This window comes from Photobacterium sp. WH24 (assembly GCF_019204055.1).
Lineage (GTDB): Bacteria > Pseudomonadota > Gammaproteobacteria > Enterobacterales > Vibrionaceae > Photobacterium > Photobacterium arenosum.
This window is the reverse complement of sequence record NZ_JAGSOZ010000001.1, coordinates 62611-79676: the sequence shown is the minus strand read 5'-3', so window position 1 is coordinate 79676 and position 17066 is coordinate 62611. Positions and strand designations below refer to the sequence as shown.

Sequence of the window (17066 nt, the reverse complement as noted above, 5' to 3'; positions counted from 1 at the left end):
TTGTTAAGCCAGCCCTGCGCTGGCTTTTTTCATGTCAGCAGAAACTTAACCTTAATCACAATTTTCACCATAAATCCGTTCACCGCCACTTTACTGTATGTAGATACAGTATATACTGTTCAAATAAACAGGTGTTGATTTAGACAGGTGAACACAGATGCTGGCACACATGACGATCTCTAATTTTGCAATTGTCAAAAATCTCGAGTTTGAAATGAAATCTGGGATGACAACCATCACAGGTGAAACCGGTGCAGGTAAATCTATAGCGATTGATGCCCTTGGCTTATGCCTGGGCGACCGTGCTGAAGCCAGCATGGTCCGCCCCGGTGAAGTCAAAGCAGAAATTCACGCAACCTTCTCGCTGCGCAACAATCAGGCTGCCCGCCGCTGGCTGGAAGACAACGAGCTGATTGAAGGCGACGAGTGTATCCTTCGCCGTGTGGTGACCAAAGAAGGCCGCTCCCGTGGCTTCATCAATGGCAGCCCGGTGCCCGCCTCTCAGCAAAAAGCGCTGGGCCAGCTGCTGATCAACATCCATGGTCAGCATGCACACCAGTTGCTGATGCGCCCGGAGCACCAGCAGGAAATGCTGGACAACTATGCCGGCCATCATGCCCTGATGGAAAAAGTCAGCAGTGATTATCAAGCCTGGCGCCATGCCAAAAACGAGCTGAACCGCCTGAGCCAGAGCCGCGCCGATAACGAGGCGCAAAAACAGCTGATCCAGTATCAGGTCAAAGAGCTCAATGATCTGGCGCTGGGTGAAGACGAATTTGCTGAGATCGAAGAAGAGCACAAGCGCCTGTCCAATTCCGGCGATCTCGCGCTTACCAGTCAGCATGCCCTCGCTTTGCTGTACGAAGGAGATGAGGTCAATGCACTGCAGCTACTGCAGCAAGCCAGTCAGCAAGTGCTTGATCTGGGCGAAATGGACAGCAAGCTCAGCACCCTGGCCCCGATGCTGGAAGAAGCCATTATTCAGGTCCAGGAAGCCAGCCAGGAGCTGCGCGGCTATATGGACGATCTGGATATGGACCCGCAGCGTCTGGTCTATCTGGAAGAACGCCTGGCGAAAATCATGTCGCTGGCCCGTAAACACTATGTGATGCCTGCGGAACTGTGGCAGAAACATCAGGAGTTGCTGCTGGAGCTTGACAACCTGGACGGCAGCGACGAAAAACTCGATGCCCTGGCCGATGCCGTGGAAGCCAAGCGCCTGAGCTTTCTCGACAGCGCGGAAAAGCTGAGCAAAAGCCGCCAGCGTTACGCCAAAGAGCTGAACAAGAAAATCTCGCACAGCATGCATGAGCTGAGCATGGAAAAAGCGATTTTCCAGATTGATATCCACAGCGATCCGGAACGTATGCTGACCCCGCTGGGTTTCGACACCATTACCTTCATGGTCTCCACCAACCCGGGCCAGCCGCTGCAGCCACTGGGCAAAGTCGCCTCGGGCGGTGAGCTATCACGTATCTCTCTGGCCATCCAGGTGATCACAGCCCAGAAAGTAGAAACACCCAGCCTGATTTTCGATGAAGTGGATGTCGGTATCAGTGGCCCGACGGCTGCAATTGTCGGCCGTATGCTGCGCACCCTGGGCACATCGACGCAGGTGATCTGCGTGACCCACTTGCCGCAGGTTGCCGGTTGCGGGCATCAGCAGATGTTCGTTGCTAAAAAGACCGCCAAGGGCCAGACCGAAACCCAGATGAAAGCGCTGGATGAAAGCTCACGGATCAGCGAACTGGCCCGCCTGCTGGGCGGGAGTGAGATCACAGAGCGCACACTGGCCAATGCCAAGGAATTGCTGGTAGCAGCATGATCCGGCGCAGAAAGTTGGCGGTTAATCGCACCACTGATGCAACTTTCTGACCATTCCAGCGTCTGAACTCCCGCTTAATCTTTGCATTATGCGGGCGTTACCCGTCGAGTGCTTTTACTTCTGCCACTAACTTGCTTATCATCACAAGCAGAACTGATTATTTTGCCGGGATGCTATGAACTGGAAAACTTTTGCCGCGTTAGCGTTGAGCGTCAGCCTGCTGGGCGGCTGCTCTTTGGTTGAACGCTTGGTCTACCGTATTGATATCAATCAGGGCAACTATCTTGATGAAAAAGATATCGATAACCTCAGATACGGCATGAATCAGGAACAGGTGCGTTATGTGCTTGGCTCGCCGATGCTGGTAGAGCCTGAATACCCGAACACCTGGTATTATGTGTTCTATCACAAACCGGGCCACGATGAGCCGGAACAAAAAGATCTGGTTTTAACCTTTGATCAAAACCGCTTGCTGACCCGCATGACAGGGGATTATCAGCCAGGTCCGAATTTCAACGACCCGTTAAATTAAGCGGTTAAACCTGCCGATTCAGCGCCAGAACACAAAAAAGCTCGCCAAGGCGAGCTTTTCTTATTCTTATCCGGCTGTAAATCCGACAGTAAATTGAACTGTGGCGGCGCATGAAGCGCTTTTAAGAGACCGCATCAGGGCTCAGCACTGCTGTCCTACTCGTCTGTCGCGTCTGGCGCATCGGATTCCGGCGCAGCGTCGCCTTTGGCTTTCTTGGCCGCCAGGGCTTCCTGCTTAGCCTGCTCGGCGCGCTTGCGGCGGATCTCTTTCGGATCGGCCAGCAAGGGGCGATAAATCTCTATCCGATCCCCTTCATACACTCTGGCATCCAGCTTCACCGTGCGGCTGAACACCCCGACCTTGTTCTTTTTCAGGTCGATCTCCGGATACATTTCCAGCACCCCGGAGCGTTCAATGATCTCCTGCACGGGCGTATCCGGGGTAATCGCCAGCTTGATCACCCGCTGGGTATTGGGCAGCGCGTACACGACTTCTACATGGATCAGATTATTCTGCTCAGAGCTCATAAACTTCCCTGGCCCTCTGGGTAAAGGCATTCACCATGTTGCTGGTCAGCTCATGAAACACCTTGCCAAACACCGCTTCCACCAGCGCATTGGTGAATTCAAAATCCAGTTTCAGCTCCACTTTACAGGCATCGACATCCAGCTCGGTAAAGTGCCAACCACCCACCAGTTTACGGAACGGCCCTTCCACCAGCTGCATGCTGATCTTATGAATGCCTTCTAACTGATTACGAGTCACAAAGGTTTTTTTGATCCCAGCCTTGGAAACGTCTACTGCCGCCATCATATGTTCAGTAGAGCTTTCCAGAATTTTGGTGCCAGAGCATCCCGGCAAAAACGCCGGATAAGACTCAACATCGTTCACCAGGTCAAACATTTGCTTGGCACTGAACGGGACCAGTGCAGAGCGACTGATTTGAGGCATAGTTTCTCCTTAACCCAATATCGCTGGTAATGATACCATTAGTCGGCGATCTGCCAAAGATTCAGTGATAGTGTGTCTCCATGGCCTATTGCCTCTGGGAAAAACGTTCCCCTAATAACTTGAATCCGTATAATAAGAAGCTATGGCAAAGAAAAAACCAAACAAGCCGGGCAGCAACACCATTGCGCTGAATAAGTCTGCCCGCCATGAATTTTCAATTCATGATGAATATGAAGCCGGCATTTCGCTCCAGGGTTGGGAAGTGAAGTCCCTGCGTGCGGGTAAAGCCAACATTTCCGAAAGCTACGTGTTTATCCGTAACGGCGAGGCGTTTCTTTCCGGCGCCACCTTCACGCCGCTCAATGCGGCCTCGACCCACGTGGTGGCTGAGCCGACCCGTGTGCGTAAGCTGCTGCTGAACCGCCGCGAACTGGACCGCTTAACCGGGGCGGTGAACCGCGACGGCGAAACCATTGTGGCACTTTCCATGTACTGGAAGGGTTCATGGGTTAAACTTAAGTTAGGTACCGCGAGAGGTAAAAAGCTTCACGATAAACGTTCAGACGCCAAAGACCGCGACTGGCAGCGCGATAAAGCGCGAATCATGAAGCACAGTTCGCGGTAGTCATTGACCTGGCAGAATTTTCTGCTAGTATTGAACACCTCACTGGGGCTGATTCAGGATTCGACAGGATCAAGAAGGCCCGTGGAGCATGCAGAGGTGCGGTTTGCCTCTTTAAAAAGCCGCAAAAAAATAGTCGCAAACGACGAAAACTACGCACTAGCAGCTTAATAACCTGCTCAGAGCCTGCCCTCCCTAGCCTTAGCTCGTAGGACGGGGAATCAGGGCAGTCAAACCCAAACGAGATCGCGTGGAAGCTTTGACCTGGGAGCGGAAGCGTTAAATTTAATTCAGGTGTGTCTCAGCATAGCGTGTTTGTTCGCAGTGCTTTGGCGAGATTAAAGACAAACTAAGCATGTAGCGCCATTGGTTAGACTGATTTTGGACGCGGGTTCAACTCCCGCCAGCTCCACCAAATCGTATACGAAGACATCTTCGGATGTCACAAAGCCCGCTAAGGTCCTGACCTAGCGGGCTTTTTGTATATACCTCCACAAATATTGCCCTCTTTTAGCACCAAACTCGCTCTGTGAAGATCCCAAAACTAATACTTTCAAATGCATTCTTCTCATCACTTGGCTAGCAGCATTAACGCGGCATTTATCATAAAATTAATGCATTCATACTCTTGAATGGAATAATTATTTCATGACACATCAGGTGCCTTTTGGTTTAAGAGTCGTCGATAACACTTTTGTAGATATTGCTGATGTGCCCAGAGGGAATAAGTGCGAATGTGTCTGCCCCTCCTGTACTACGCCGCTGATAGCCAAACAAGGCCAGGAAAATCAATGGCATTTCGCCCATGCAAGTCGAAAAGTCTCAGGAACGAGCAAAGACTGCGATTTCTCTTTCTTTGTTTCCGTGCGCATGATGGCCAGACAAATTTTTGAAACAGCCATCACAATTGATCTGCCTGATTACAAATATTCTTTAAGTAAATGGCGTAGTGGTTTGAATTTCAAAGAAGATTTCCTCATCACAAAAGCGACAACTATCCAGCTTGAGAATTGCTATAAAGAGGCATCATTTGGAAATTGCATCGTTGATATCATGGGGGAAGTCAAGAATTTCTCGCTCATCATCTATTTCACTCACCCGAATCGAGCACTTCCCTCTCACCTCAAAAACCCACGCTATCAACAAAGCGGGATTCTCGAAATTCAGCTAGATCATACACACGATTTATTTTCAGATAGAAAGGATTCAACTCTTCGGCACATTGACCTATTGAAGAATTTTCTTCAGCATGATCTCCACTCAAAAAAATGGATATACCATCCACGAAAAACCAAGCTTGAGCAACAGGCAAGTGAACGTTTGGATGCAAAAATTACTCAATTTCAATCAGAAAAACGGAGTCAACCATCATACAAGCCGCAACATAGTCACGCTAACAATGATGCTGATCCATATTTGATATCAGCAATAAACTCACCTGTTGCCCCAATCCCAAAGCGTACTGCAATGTTTCGGTGTATTCTCTGCGAATGTAAATGGGAGGTTGTTTTACCAGGAAAACCCACCTGCCCAAAATGCCATACCCACCTTTATGCAGCCGAAATAAATCAGCTAAACGAATGAAGAATAATATCCAAGTTTCTACTCCCTTTAGATAAAGCTTGGCTGCTCATTGAGTTCCTTACAAGCTTTCAGAGTGAGTCTCTGCCGTAACATCCCGGATGGCGAACCCGCAGCACTCATCCCAAAGACGTTAGGATCACCAAATACAATCAATGAATCTTTTGCGCGAGATACAGCCACGTTCAGCATATTTGATCCAGCGTCATAAAACTTACCGCTATCTTTATCGTTTTCCCCATAAACACTGGAAAACAATACAATGAAACGCTCGTCGCCTTGCAAACTATGTACTGTGCCTACGGTAATATTTTCTATCGAATGCTTTGTCAGCTCAGAGCGTATGAGTGCCGCTTGCTTGCTAAACGGCGTAATGATTCCAAGGGCTTTGGACAGTACTACAGCATCAGTCTTATCCTTCAATTTCTCATCTTGCTGCCTGGCATACTCGACAATTTTTTTCTTCTGAGAAAACACCCAATCAGCAATAACTTTTGCTTCACCAGGGTTCCCACGACTGCCACCATATGAGCGAGAAGCAGAAACGACGGGTTCCATGGTCATCGTTCCCCAGGGAACGTCGTGCTTTGCATTTCCTCTTAATGGTTCAAGCACCCCCTGATAAACAAGATCGTTACAGTAACCCACAATGTCATTAAAACAGCGACGGTGTTCCGTCAGATATAAACCGCGCTGGAGCTGCTCAATTTGATGATAGCGACACTGCCTTTGGGCCACTCGCATCACATTACCACTGCTTACCAGCAAACCACTGTCCAGCCAGCTTTCGTAATCAGCGTCATCGCCGAGCAACCCATATAAAGCTAAGTTGGATCGGTCTACACCTGCAGGAATACTCCAAACAGGCTCAATCTGGTCGGTATCACCAACAATCAGTGCTTTTTTCGCTAAAGCAAAACTTGCTGCTGATACATCCGGCAATGCCTGACCTGCCTCATCGACAATCAGTAAATCAATTTCTTCCAACTGAGGAAGATCCTGCCAGACATTATCCTTGTACTCTCCGGCCATAAAGGTGCTCGGGACCATATAGAAAGTGGATACAAAGCAAGGCGTTAACTTTGCGTAGCGACGAAGCTTACGTAATAGCTTGAAGGGTGATTTCTTATCTGCATCATTCGACTCGACAAATGCCTTCGTTTCTTTCAACCAACGAGCTTCAAAGTAATGCGTCGCTAATTTGAACAAACGAAAACGGTAATAGCGGTCATTCAGCTCCTGCACCTGTTCCGGTTTCGTTTTACTGAACAGTTTCAAATGCTTCGCGGGTGCCATCCAGCACTCTAGCCTGCCCTGTTGCGTTAAAAAGTGGTCTAACGCTTTTTCCGCAGCCAGCAACTCTTTTTGCAAGCCGCTCGTTTGAGTCGCAATTTGAGTCATCTGCTGATTGATATACGATTCAACCTGATCATCCGAGCTGACCTCAATATGTCTGTCCCACTGATTGAGCAACCTCGCCGTTTTACGTTCTTCTTGCTTTCGTATATGAGGGAGCCAGATGAAACAACGGACCCACCAAGAACGTGATTCCCAAAGGCCATATAATTCATCTAACCGTTGTTTCTCTTGTTGATAGGCCTTTGCTTGCTCTTCTAATGCGACCTTGTTTTCCGTAATCGTTTCTCGTAAACCATCTAAAGAGCCGTATTTATTATCGATGAGACTTAATGCAGACTGCCAGTTTTCCAGAAAGTCGAAGCCCTGAGAAATTTGTTTTTTCACAATCAACATTTCACGGTGGAGTGCCTTCAAGGCATCATCCACCGACTGACATTCACTTTGCTGCCATTGGCCGACTTGATTCAAAAAGTGTGACTGCGCTTCTGTGATAAAGGTTTGTGTTTGCCATGCCTCCATACAGCCTTCCCCTTTCGGGCCTGCATAACGGTAGGGATTTTTTGAGTTCGCTTTGGCGCTTGAACAGAAATACAAACCATAGCTGTCGACTTCAGGCAACCATCGCCCCTTTAATGATTCATCCAGACCATCTTCATCAATGCGGGCAAAGCTTTCTAGTATGTTGGTCACAGCCTGATTGTTATGTGAGGTCGCGACGATGAGCGGCGGTTCAGACTGATTTAACGCAGCCTGCGTCCATAGGTTGGCAACCACTGAACGTAGGAGAGTTGTTTTCCCTGTTCCCGGAGGCCCATTAACAGCCAGCACCTCACCATCAACTTGTTCAATAAAATGATGCAATGCATTGCGTTGTTTTACAGAAAGCGGAAACTCACCTGACATTTGCCCAAGGTGCTGTTGCGCTAGACTGACTGAATCTTGCTTGTTCTCAAAGGTTGAAAGCCTGGCATTCTTTCGCTCACTATAAGCCTGATAAAGTTTTGGGTAGTGTTTTCTATCGATCAGAAAATCCAGCACCTTCAGTAAATTAGCTTTTGCGCCAACAACTGGTGTATCAAGCTGAAATAAGCACTGAGCGCTTTGCGAAAAGTCATCTGAAACCAGAATCTCTGCGACTTGAGTCGATGCTTGCTCAGCTGAAGGTTCCCGAAAAGGTGTTCCTGTTGCGTGACACAACAGCCTTGCACAATAAGCCATTAACTGTGGCCAATCTTCAACCCCCTCAAACGGGTGTTGCGTGAAAAATTCATCGATTTTCGCCATTTCAGTAAACGGCTCCGTTGATTCCTCCGAAGGCCCAATCCAGATGCGAGGGATCCAAGGAGCTTTTTTTGTGGGTTGAAGTGTGCCGTCACGGTGCAAATTAGCAAACACGACCAAAGGCAGCAGCACCGTCCGTTTTCGCTGATCATGAGCACCCCCTTGGTATTTGAGATAATCAACACGAGGGAAAATCACAATTTCAGACTGCTGCAAGGGTTCCTTGTTTTTCCCCTGCCTTGCATCCAGAATTTGTGCCGCCAAATTCGGATTGATTCGTCCCTGCTGCCAAATCGATTGGTCGAATGCCAGATACGCACCTTTGGGATCTTGTTTCTTGTCCGGCCCCAACACCGGAAGAATATCCTTGTCTTCTGGGCACAGCCTGTCGGCATCGATAAGTGATTGGCGAAAGTAACGGCTGATTTGCGTGTGATATTGGCTCATCCCTGATCCTTCTCGTTTGAATCTCATTGTGTCAATCGATCCCTAAGGGCTGTTTTGGCAAGAATTTTTACGCGCCAGCTTCTTATAAATCCATCCAATAATCAACAGATCTCATAGCCGATCATGAGTGACACATCTCTGATTCCTGTTCCGGAACAATCAAACACACTAAAAAGCACCACACTCAATCTGTTATCCAAACCATGATGCATACTTTGCACTCCCTATCAGACACCGCCGGAATCCTTCTGTATAATCGCCGGCAGTTTAACTTTGGCTAGTTCCGAGATTCTTCATGACCAACAATAATTTCTCTCAAACCGCGGCTTTTATCTGGTCGGTGGCTGACCTGCTTCGCGGTGATTTCAAACAATCTCAATATGGACGGGTCATCCTGCCATTTACACTGCTGCGTCGTCTGGAGTGTGTACTGGAGAGCAGTAAAGACGCGGTGGTTACCGAATATCAGCGTATTCAACCGATGAAACTGCCGGAAGAAGCGCAGGAAAAATTCCTGCTGCGTGCAACGCAAACGCCGCAAAACGCGGATGGTCTGGCTTTCTTTAATACCTCGCCAATGGATCTTGGCAAGATGGGCCAGACCAACATCAAGTCGAATCTGGAAAAGTATATTCAGTCCTTCTCGAAAGACGCGCGCGAGATTTTTGAGCACTTTAAGTTTGATGAGTTTGTGGGTTTGCTAGAAGACGCCAACCTGCTGTACAAAATTGTGAAGAAATTTGCGACCACCGACCTCAGCCCAAAGACCATTTCGAACCATGACATGGGCCTGGTGTTTGAAGAACTGATCCGTCGCTTCGCAGAATCTTCCAATGAAACGGCAGGTGAGCACTTTACCCCGCGGGATATCGTGCGCCTGACCACCTCACTGGTGTTTATGGAAGACGATGAAGCCCTGACCAAAGATGGCATTATCCGCACCATTTACGACCCGACAGCAGGAACCGGTGGCTTCTTATCCTCCGGGATGGAATACGTTCATGAGTTAAACCCAAATGCCGTGATGCGTGCCTTTGGGCAAGAGCTGAACCCGGAATCTTACGCGATCTGCAAAGCCGATATGCTGATCAAAGGTCAGGATGTCAGCCGTATCAAGCTGGGCAACACCCTGTCGAACGACCAACTACCTGCTGACGCATTTGATTACATGCTGTCAAACCCACCGTTTGGGGTTGACTGGAAAAAGATCGAAGAAGAAATCAAAGCTGAGCATCTGCAGAAAGGCTTTGATGGTCGCTTCGGGCCGGGCTTACCCCGTGTTTCCGACGGATCGCTGCTGTTTTTGATGCACCTGATCAGCAAAATGCGTGATACCCGCAGCACCGACGGTGCTGTGACTGACGGCGGCCGTATCGGCATTATCCTGAACGGCTCTCCGCTCTTTACCGGCGGGGCCGGCAGTGGTGAAAGTGAAATTCGTCGTTATATTCTGGAAGCCGACCTACTTGAAGCCATTGTCGCGCTGCCGACCGACATGTTCTACAACACAGGCATTGCGACTTATGTTTGGGTGCTGACCAATAAGAAAGCTCCTGAACGCAAAGGCAAAGTACAACTGATCAATGGTGCCAACTTAAGCAGTAAAATGCGTAAATCGCTTGGCTCTAAGCGTCACTTCCTGACCGATGATGAAATCCGCGCTATCACGAAAAACTTTGGTGAGTTTGTTGAAACCGACACCCTGACCGAAAGTGGCAAGCCACTAACCGCTAAGATTTTTGATACGCACGAGTTTGGCTACCGCCGCTTAACCATTGAGCGCCCACTGCGCCTGTCTGCACAAATCACCGATGAAGCGGTGGAATCACTGCGCTTTGCACCTAAGCCATTTAACGCCGTGATGCAGGCAGTCTTTGATCAGTTTGGCACTGCGTGGAATGACGACACATACGGCACACTGATTGACGTAGAAGCCGAAGTACGTGCGTTAATCAAAGCTGATTTTCCTGAGCTGAAAGAAAAGCAAATCAAAGACGTGCTGGACAGTAAACTGTGGTTAAGCCAGAAAGCCCTGATGGATGCGGCGAAAGCCCTGCAAGTTGCCGTTGGTGAAAAACTTGGTGGAAAGGCGCAACAATCAGACGACTTTAACCAGTTTGAACTGACCCTCAAAGGTGCGTTCAAGGCTACTGGCATCAAGTTCGACGCTAAGCAGAAGAAACAGTTTACTGATGCGATCACCTGGAAGAACCAAGACGCCGAGCCTGTTATCAAAAAAGTGCTGAAAGAAGACGCACAGCCGCTTTACGGAGCTTTTGACTACAAAGGCAAAGTGGTTGAGTTCCAACAAGATGGCGACCTGCGTGATAACGAGAACGTACCACTTGACCCAAGCGTAAACACATCAACGCTTATCGAAAGCTACTTCAAGCGTGAAGTGCAGCCACATGTTGCGGATGCGTGGATAAATGCTGATAAGCGCGATGACAAAGATAATGAGATTGGTGTGGTGGGTTACGAAATCCCATTCAATCGCCATTTTTATGTTTACCAACCACCACGCGCACTGGAAGCGATTGATGCCGATCTGGATGCGGTGAGTGCCGACATTATGAAACTGCTGCAAGAGGTGCATTCGTAATGGGCAAATATCAGGCGTATACAGAATATACTGCTTCTAATGCTGCATGGCTTGATGAATATCCAAGTCATTGGAGATTGACGCAAGTTAAGTATGGGTATCAGGTTGTTTTAGGGAAAATGCTTCAAAAAAGCCCCAAGTCTTCCGCAGACTCACTAAAACCGTATTTAAAAGCTCAAAATATCCAACCGAAAGGTGTGGATATATCAAGAGTTGATAGCATGTGGTTTTCTCCAGAAGAACTTCACAAATTACGTCTACAGAAAGGAGATGTATTGGTTAGTGAGGGTGGAGATGTTGGGCGTTCCGCTATTTGGAATGATGAATTAGCTGAATGCTACATACAAAACGCAATCAATAGAATAAGACCATTGAGTCAGAATTGCTCTCGATATTTTAACTATTGGATTGGTAACTTAAAATCATCCGATTTCATTAACATTCTATGTAACAAGGCAACGATCGCTCACTATACAGCGGAAAAGTTAGAGGCGTCTCCATTGCTTCTGCCATCGAGTATCGAACAAACCCAAATCGCCAATTTCCTCGATCACGAAACCGCCAAGATTGACACCTTGATCGAAAAGCAGCAGCAACTGATTAAATTGCTGAAAGAGAAGCGCCAAGCGGTGATCAGCCATGCGGTGACCAAAGGGTTGAATCCGCAAGCGCCAATGAAAGATTCTGGGGTGGAATGGTTAGGGGAAGTGCCAAAGCATTGGGATGTTAAACCTCTTCGCTACTTAGGCATGTGTCAAAATGGAATAAATATCGGTGCTGAATTCTTCGGGTCTGGCTATCCATTTGTAAGTTATGGTGATGCATATAGAAATTACTCTTTGCCAACGAGTGTTGCTGGACTAGTGCGTTCGACAGAGAAAGACAGAGACGCTTATTCGCTTCTACGTGGAGATGTACTGTTTACTCGAACGTCGGAAACGATTGAGGAAATTGGATTATCATCTGCTTGCCTAGAGTCTATTCCTGAAGCGACTTTTGCAGGTTTTCTCATTCGTTTTAGACCCACAGAGTTAACTCTGCACCCAGAGTTTTCAAAATTTAGCTTTAGAAACCAATTAACAAGAGCATTCTTCGTAAAAGAAATGAACTTGGTCACTAGAGCCTCATTGAGCCAAGAGTTACTGAAAAAACTCCCAGTTCCACTTCCTCCTTTAGAGGAGCAAGTAAAAATTGCTGAGTTTCTTTGTTCTCAAGAGGCACGCTTTCAAAGCTTGTTTGACAATGCAGAAAACGCGGTTCAGCTCCTAAAAGAGCGCCGTACCGCACTAATCTCAGCCGCTGTCACTGGCAAGATTGATGTGCGCAACTGGCAGGCGCCAGACGTTCAACACGCGGCCAGTGTTCATGAGACCCCCTTGGAGGCGATGGCATGACTCAACCCACAGCTGCGTTCGAACAGGATGTGATTGCGCTGATCCAGGCAGCAAAACAACAGGCAGCGGTGGCGGTGAATGCAGAGCTGACGCTGCTGTATTGGTCTGTCGGGCAACGAATTCATGAAGAAGTATTGGGCGGCAGCCGGGCGGATTACGGCAAGCAGGTAATTGCCTGGCTCGCCCAGCGGCTGACCACACTGTTCGGCAAGGGCTGGAGCAAGGCGCAGCTAAGTTACTGCATTAAATTTGCAGAAGTTTTTTCTGATATCAAGATTGTTCACGCAGTGCGTGGACAATTGATTACTGAGGTAGAGTAATGGACTTGTCATTATGGGAACGGATTTCTGGTTTTATTGAGTTGGATTGTTATCCCAACTTACCTTGCCCATATTGTAAAAAAACAGAATTACAACTAGAGCAAGACAGCCTTCAAACGAAACCAATATCCCAAGAAACACTCTTATCAAGCAGTAAAAAATATAAATTAGAGCACAATAACAAGAGAAATACGCTCAAATCAAAACAAGAAACTTTAAGCCAATCTGATGGTTTTTGGTTGCCATTGATTGATGCCATTTCAGTGGCTTATCAAGATTTAACTCATCCACTAAACGGCGAAGCATACCTCATGACAGCCTTTTTAACATGTCATAGTTGCTTAAAACATGTATCTGCGTCTGGTGTGTTACTCAAACCCCAAAACCCTTTTGATAAAAATAAAGTTAAACCAGACCATATAAAAATTGAGCATTTTTCACCAACCATTCCTATCTTCCCACTATCATCCAACATACCTAAAACTATTTGTGATGAGTTAATCGATGCTTTTAAGCATTTTCATTTTGATCCGTCATCTTCAGCATCAAAGCTACGCCGAGCAATAGAGCAGTTTTGTAATGACATGCAGGTTGAAGGTTCAAATTTAAATCGCAAAGTGCAAAGTTTAGCAAAGGTCTATCCAGAAGAAGCTTCATATTTAGAGCCGTTAAAACTGGTCGGGAATGAAGGAACGCACGGATCAGGTGTTGAAGAACTTGACTTATTGTATTCATTTCAAATTTTCCAATTTGTTCTGGAACTCTATGATAGAAAACAAAGATTTGATGCGTTACAAGACACTTACAAGAAGCTGGCAGAAAAAATGGGTAGCAACAAGCTACAACTAGAACATAAAAAATCACTCCCATCAGCAGTTAAACAATAAATTGAATCACAATATGAAAGACGCAACACAGGAACGGATTTTTCAGGACGATATCATTACCCAGATGGTGGCCAATGGCTGGAAGCTGGGCACCGGGACAGATTACGATCGCGAATCAGCCCTCTATCAGCAGGATGTGCTGAGCTTTGTTCAAGACACACAACCGCAAGCCTGGGAAAAATTCTGTAAAGTTTTTCCTGTCGATTCAGAGCGTCATTTTTTAGAAGCTCTGGTCGCCCAGCTCAAAAAAGCCGATATCAACGCAACCGATCGTGCATCCCGCACCTATGGCACCTTGGGTGTCTTGCGTCACGGGCTGAAAATCCGCAATGCCCGGTTTGAATTGTGCCAGTTTAAGCCAGAACATACGCTGAACCCGGAAACCCTCGCTCGCTATCAGCAAAATATTTGCCGGATTGTGCCGGAGCTAGTGTACAGCCCTTATGCCAGTGCCGAGCATCTGGCAGAAACCGGCCAGAAAGCCAAGAACTGGCGGATTGATTTAGTCTTGTTCGTCAACGGGCTGCCAGTGTCGACACTGGAGCTGAAATCTGAATTCAAGCAATCAGTGAACAAGGCCATTCAGCAATACAAGGCCACTCGCCTGCCCAAAGATCCGGCGACCAAAAAGCCTGAGCCTTTGCTGACCTTCAAGCGCGGTGCTTTGGTGCATTTTGCAGTCAGCCAGTATGAAGTGTATATGGCCACCAAACTAGCAGGAGAAGACACCTTCTTCCTGCCATTTAACAAAGGGACATACGAGGGCGGCAAAGGCAATGACATTCCCGAAGATGAAAACCGCTACGCGACTGATTACCTGTGGAATCAAGTCCTGACGCCGGATAATCTGCTGAATATCCTGGGCCGTTTTGTTCATCTGCAAATTGAAGAAAAAGAAAACTGGGAAGGCCTCAAAACCAAGAAAGAAACGCTAATCTTCCCGCGTTACCACCAGTGGGATGTGGTCACCAAGCTGGTTCATGCAGCCATTGCCGAAGGCAGCGGACACAAATATCTGATCCAGCACAGTGCAGGTTCCGGGAAATCCAACTCCATTGCCTGGACAGCCCACCAACTGTCAACACTGCACGATGCTGCAGGCAACAAACAGTTCCACTCCGTGATTGTAGTGACCGACCGGACGGTGCTGGATGATCAGTTACAGGACACCATCTACCAGTTTGAGCATGCCGATGGCGTGGTCGGACGGATCAACAGAAAGGAAGGCGATGGTTCTAAATCTGAAAAGCTGGCGGCAGCATTAGAGTCTTCTCAGCCGATCATTATCGTCACCATTCAAACCTTCCCGCATGTGCTCAAAGCGATTGAGCATTCAGCATCGCTGAAAGAACGCCGCTATGCGGTCATTGCCGATGAGGCGCATTCCTCGCAAACCGGTTCTACAGCGCGCCAGCTCAAAGAAGTGTTGATGACCGATGAAGTGGATGACGACACGGAACTGTCTTCCGAAGATATTCTTGATGCCACGGTTGCCGCGCGCCAGGGCAGCCAGAACCTGAGTTACTACGCCTTTACGGCTACCCCTAAGCCTAAAACCTTAGAGTTATTTGGCCGCTTGCCGAACCCTGAGCTGCCCGCATCTAAACAGAACAAACCAGAGGCGTATCACATCTATTCAATGCGCCAGGCCATTGAAGAAGGTTTTATTCTGGATGTGCTGAAGAACTACACCAATTACAAGGTGATTTATCAGCTCAAGCAAAAGCTCGATGCTGCTGACATTGAAGTCGATGCAGGCAAAGCCAAGGTGAAACTGAACAATTGGGTGCGCCTGCATGATCACAACATCTCACAGAAAGTGAAGGTGATTGTGGAGCACTTCAAAAAGAACGTAATGGGCTTATTGGGCGGTCAGGCGAAAGCCATGGTGGTGACCAGCTCACGCAAAGAGGCAGTGCGCTATAAACTGGCTTTTGACAAATACGTGGCTGAAAACGGTTATTCCGGCATTCAGGCCATGGTGGCTTTCTCTGGTGAAGTTGAGTTTCATCCGAATGATCCCGACAGCATGGCACTGCTGGATCAGAAATTCACCGAGCACAACATGAATCCGGATCTGAAAGGTCGTGAGATGCGCAACGCTTTCAACAGTGATGATTATCAGGTCATGCTGGTAGCCAACAAATTCCAGACCGGCTTTGACCAGCCCAAACTCTGCGCCATGTACGTGGATAAGAAACTGGCGAATGTGGAATGTGTGCAAACCCTGTCACGCCTGAACCGAACCTTTCCGGGTAAAGCTGAGTGCGGCACCTTCGTGCTCGATTTCTTCAACGAGCCGCAAGATATTCTGGATGCCTTTCAGCCTTACTATCAAACCGCTGAGCTGGAAGATGTTTCTGACCCGAACAAGGTATTTGACCTCTTTGAAAAGCTGCGCTCAAGCGGGATTTTCCTGTGGTCAGAAGTCGAACAATTTGCTACGGCCTTCTTCACAAAAAATAAATCCAATGCGGCGATCAGTAACATATGTAAACCCGCGCAAGACCGCTGGCGTCAGCGCTACAGCTCTGCCGTGGACGCTTATATCCGCGCGAAGGCAATGTTTGAACGCACGAAAAAGACAGGCGATGCCGTGCTCATTGCCAATGCAGAAAACAGCCTGAAGGAATGCAAACAAGAAAAAGACCGTCTGGAAATCTTCAAAAAAGATCTGGGCAGCTTTACCCGTTTCTATGAGTTTATGTCTCAGATTGTCGATTACGACGATAAAGAGCTGGAGAAACTCAGTCTGTACGCGCGCCACTTACGTCCTATGCTGCGCGAAGACGTACACGATGACGATGATATTGACCTGGGCAATGTGGTGATGAGCCACTATCGGCTGTCGAAAATTCGCCAGCAGGATATCCAGCTGCGGGAAAACAGCCCGGAATACAAGCTCCAACCCAACGATGATGTCGGCACGGCTAAGCCCAAGAACAAGAAAGAGGCATTCCTCTCGCATGTGATAGAACGTCTGAATGAGGTTTTTATTACCGACAATCTGACCGACGGCGACATGATCAACTATGCCTACACCGTCCGCGATAAACTGACTGAAAACGAGACAGTCATGAAGCAGGTCGCCAACAATACCCGGGAACAAGCCATGCTGGGGGATTTTCCGAAAGCGATTGATGATGCCATCCTCAGCAGCAGTGCCGCCCATCAGGAACAGATGATGCAGTTGTTGTCTGATCCCTCTAAAACCCAGCAATTTGCCCGGGTCATTTTCGATATGCTCAGTGGATATAAAGAATAA

The 17066-nt window shown here is 47.9% G+C and carries 12 protein-coding genes and 1 other RNA gene; 10 read left to right on the top strand and 3 right to left on the bottom strand.

The window, feature by feature from the left end:
* Positions 1-157: 157 nt before the first annotated feature.
* On the top strand, positions 158-1825 hold the full coding sequence (gene recN, locus KCG43_RS00305) for a DNA repair protein RecN (RefSeq protein ID WP_218382733.1): 1668 nt from the start codon (positions 158-160) through the stop codon (positions 1823-1825).
* Between the two features lie 175 nt (positions 1826-2000).
* Positions 2001-2357 carry an outer membrane protein assembly factor BamE gene (gene bamE, locus KCG43_RS00300; RefSeq protein ID WP_218382732.1) on the top strand — a complete coding sequence of 119 codons (357 nt, stop codon included), beginning with the start codon at positions 2001-2003 and terminating at the stop codon, positions 2355-2357.
* Between the two features lie 155 nt (positions 2358-2512).
* Here bamE and KCG43_RS00295 read toward each other — a convergent pair whose 3' ends face one another.
* Positions 2513-2884 carry an RnfH family protein gene (locus KCG43_RS00295; protein ID WP_218382730.1) on the bottom strand — a complete coding sequence of 124 codons (372 nt, stop codon included), beginning with the start codon at positions 2882-2884 and terminating at the stop codon, positions 2513-2515.
* On the bottom strand, positions 2874-3308 hold the full coding sequence (locus tag KCG43_RS00290) for an SRPBCC family protein (RefSeq protein ID WP_218382728.1): 435 nt from the start codon (positions 3306-3308) through the stop codon (positions 2874-2876). Before KCG43_RS00290 ends, KCG43_RS00295 begins: the two co-directional genes overlap by 11 nt.
* Positions 3309-3450: 142 nt before the next feature.
* Here KCG43_RS00290 and smpB point away from each other — a divergent pair, with 142 nt between their 5' ends.
* The 3 genes from smpB (at position 3451) to KCG43_RS00275 (ending at position 5514) form a co-directional block, all read left to right on the top strand.
* Positions 3451-3933 (top strand): SsrA-binding protein SmpB, encoded by a 483-nt coding sequence (gene smpB / locus KCG43_RS00285; RefSeq protein WP_192016942.1) that lies wholly within the window; start codon positions 3451-3453, stop codon positions 3931-3933.
* Between the two features lie 44 nt (positions 3934-3977).
* Positions 3978-4345: a transfer-messenger RNA gene (gene ssrA / locus KCG43_RS00280) on the top strand.
* A gap of 233 nt (positions 4346-4578) precedes the next feature.
* Positions 4579-5514 carry a competence protein CoiA family protein gene (locus KCG43_RS00275; RefSeq protein WP_218382726.1) on the top strand — a complete coding sequence of 312 codons (936 nt, stop codon included), beginning with the start codon at positions 4579-4581 and terminating at the stop codon, positions 5512-5514.
* 27 nt (positions 5515-5541) lie between these two features.
* Here the strand turns inward: KCG43_RS00275 and KCG43_RS00270 are convergent, their stop codons facing one another.
* Positions 5542-8598, bottom strand: a complete 3057-nt coding sequence (locus KCG43_RS00270) for an AAA domain-containing protein (RefSeq protein ID WP_218382724.1) — start codon at positions 8596-8598, stop codon at positions 5542-5544.
* A gap of 295 nt (positions 8599-8893) precedes the next feature.
* Between KCG43_RS00270 and KCG43_RS00265 the strand changes: the two genes are divergently transcribed.
* The 5 genes from KCG43_RS00265 to KCG43_RS00245 are packed head-to-tail and all read left to right on the top strand — an operon-like array spanning position 8894 to position 17066.
* Entirely contained in the window at positions 8894-11200 is a 2307-nt protein-coding gene (locus tag KCG43_RS00265) for a class I SAM-dependent DNA methyltransferase (RefSeq protein ID WP_218382722.1), read from the top strand.
* A complete protein-coding gene (locus tag KCG43_RS00260; RefSeq protein WP_218382720.1) occupies positions 11200-12594 on the top strand; it encodes a restriction endonuclease subunit S in 1395 nt (464 codons plus the stop codon). The genes KCG43_RS00265 and KCG43_RS00260 overlap by 1 nt, the downstream gene beginning before the upstream one ends.
* On the top strand, positions 12591-12914 hold the full coding sequence (locus tag KCG43_RS00255) for a DUF1016 N-terminal domain-containing protein (RefSeq protein WP_218382718.1): 324 nt from the start codon (positions 12591-12593) through the stop codon (positions 12912-12914). Before KCG43_RS00260 ends, KCG43_RS00255 begins: the two co-directional genes overlap by 4 nt.
* Positions 12914-13801, top strand: a complete 888-nt coding sequence (locus KCG43_RS00250) for a DUF4145 domain-containing protein (protein WP_218382716.1) — start codon at positions 12914-12916, stop codon at positions 13799-13801. Before KCG43_RS00255 ends, KCG43_RS00250 begins: the two co-directional genes overlap by 1 nt.
* A gap of 13 nt (positions 13802-13814) precedes the next feature.
* Positions 13815-17066, top strand: a complete 3252-nt coding sequence (locus KCG43_RS00245; RefSeq protein WP_218382714.1) for a type I restriction endonuclease subunit R — start codon at positions 13815-13817, stop codon at positions 17064-17066.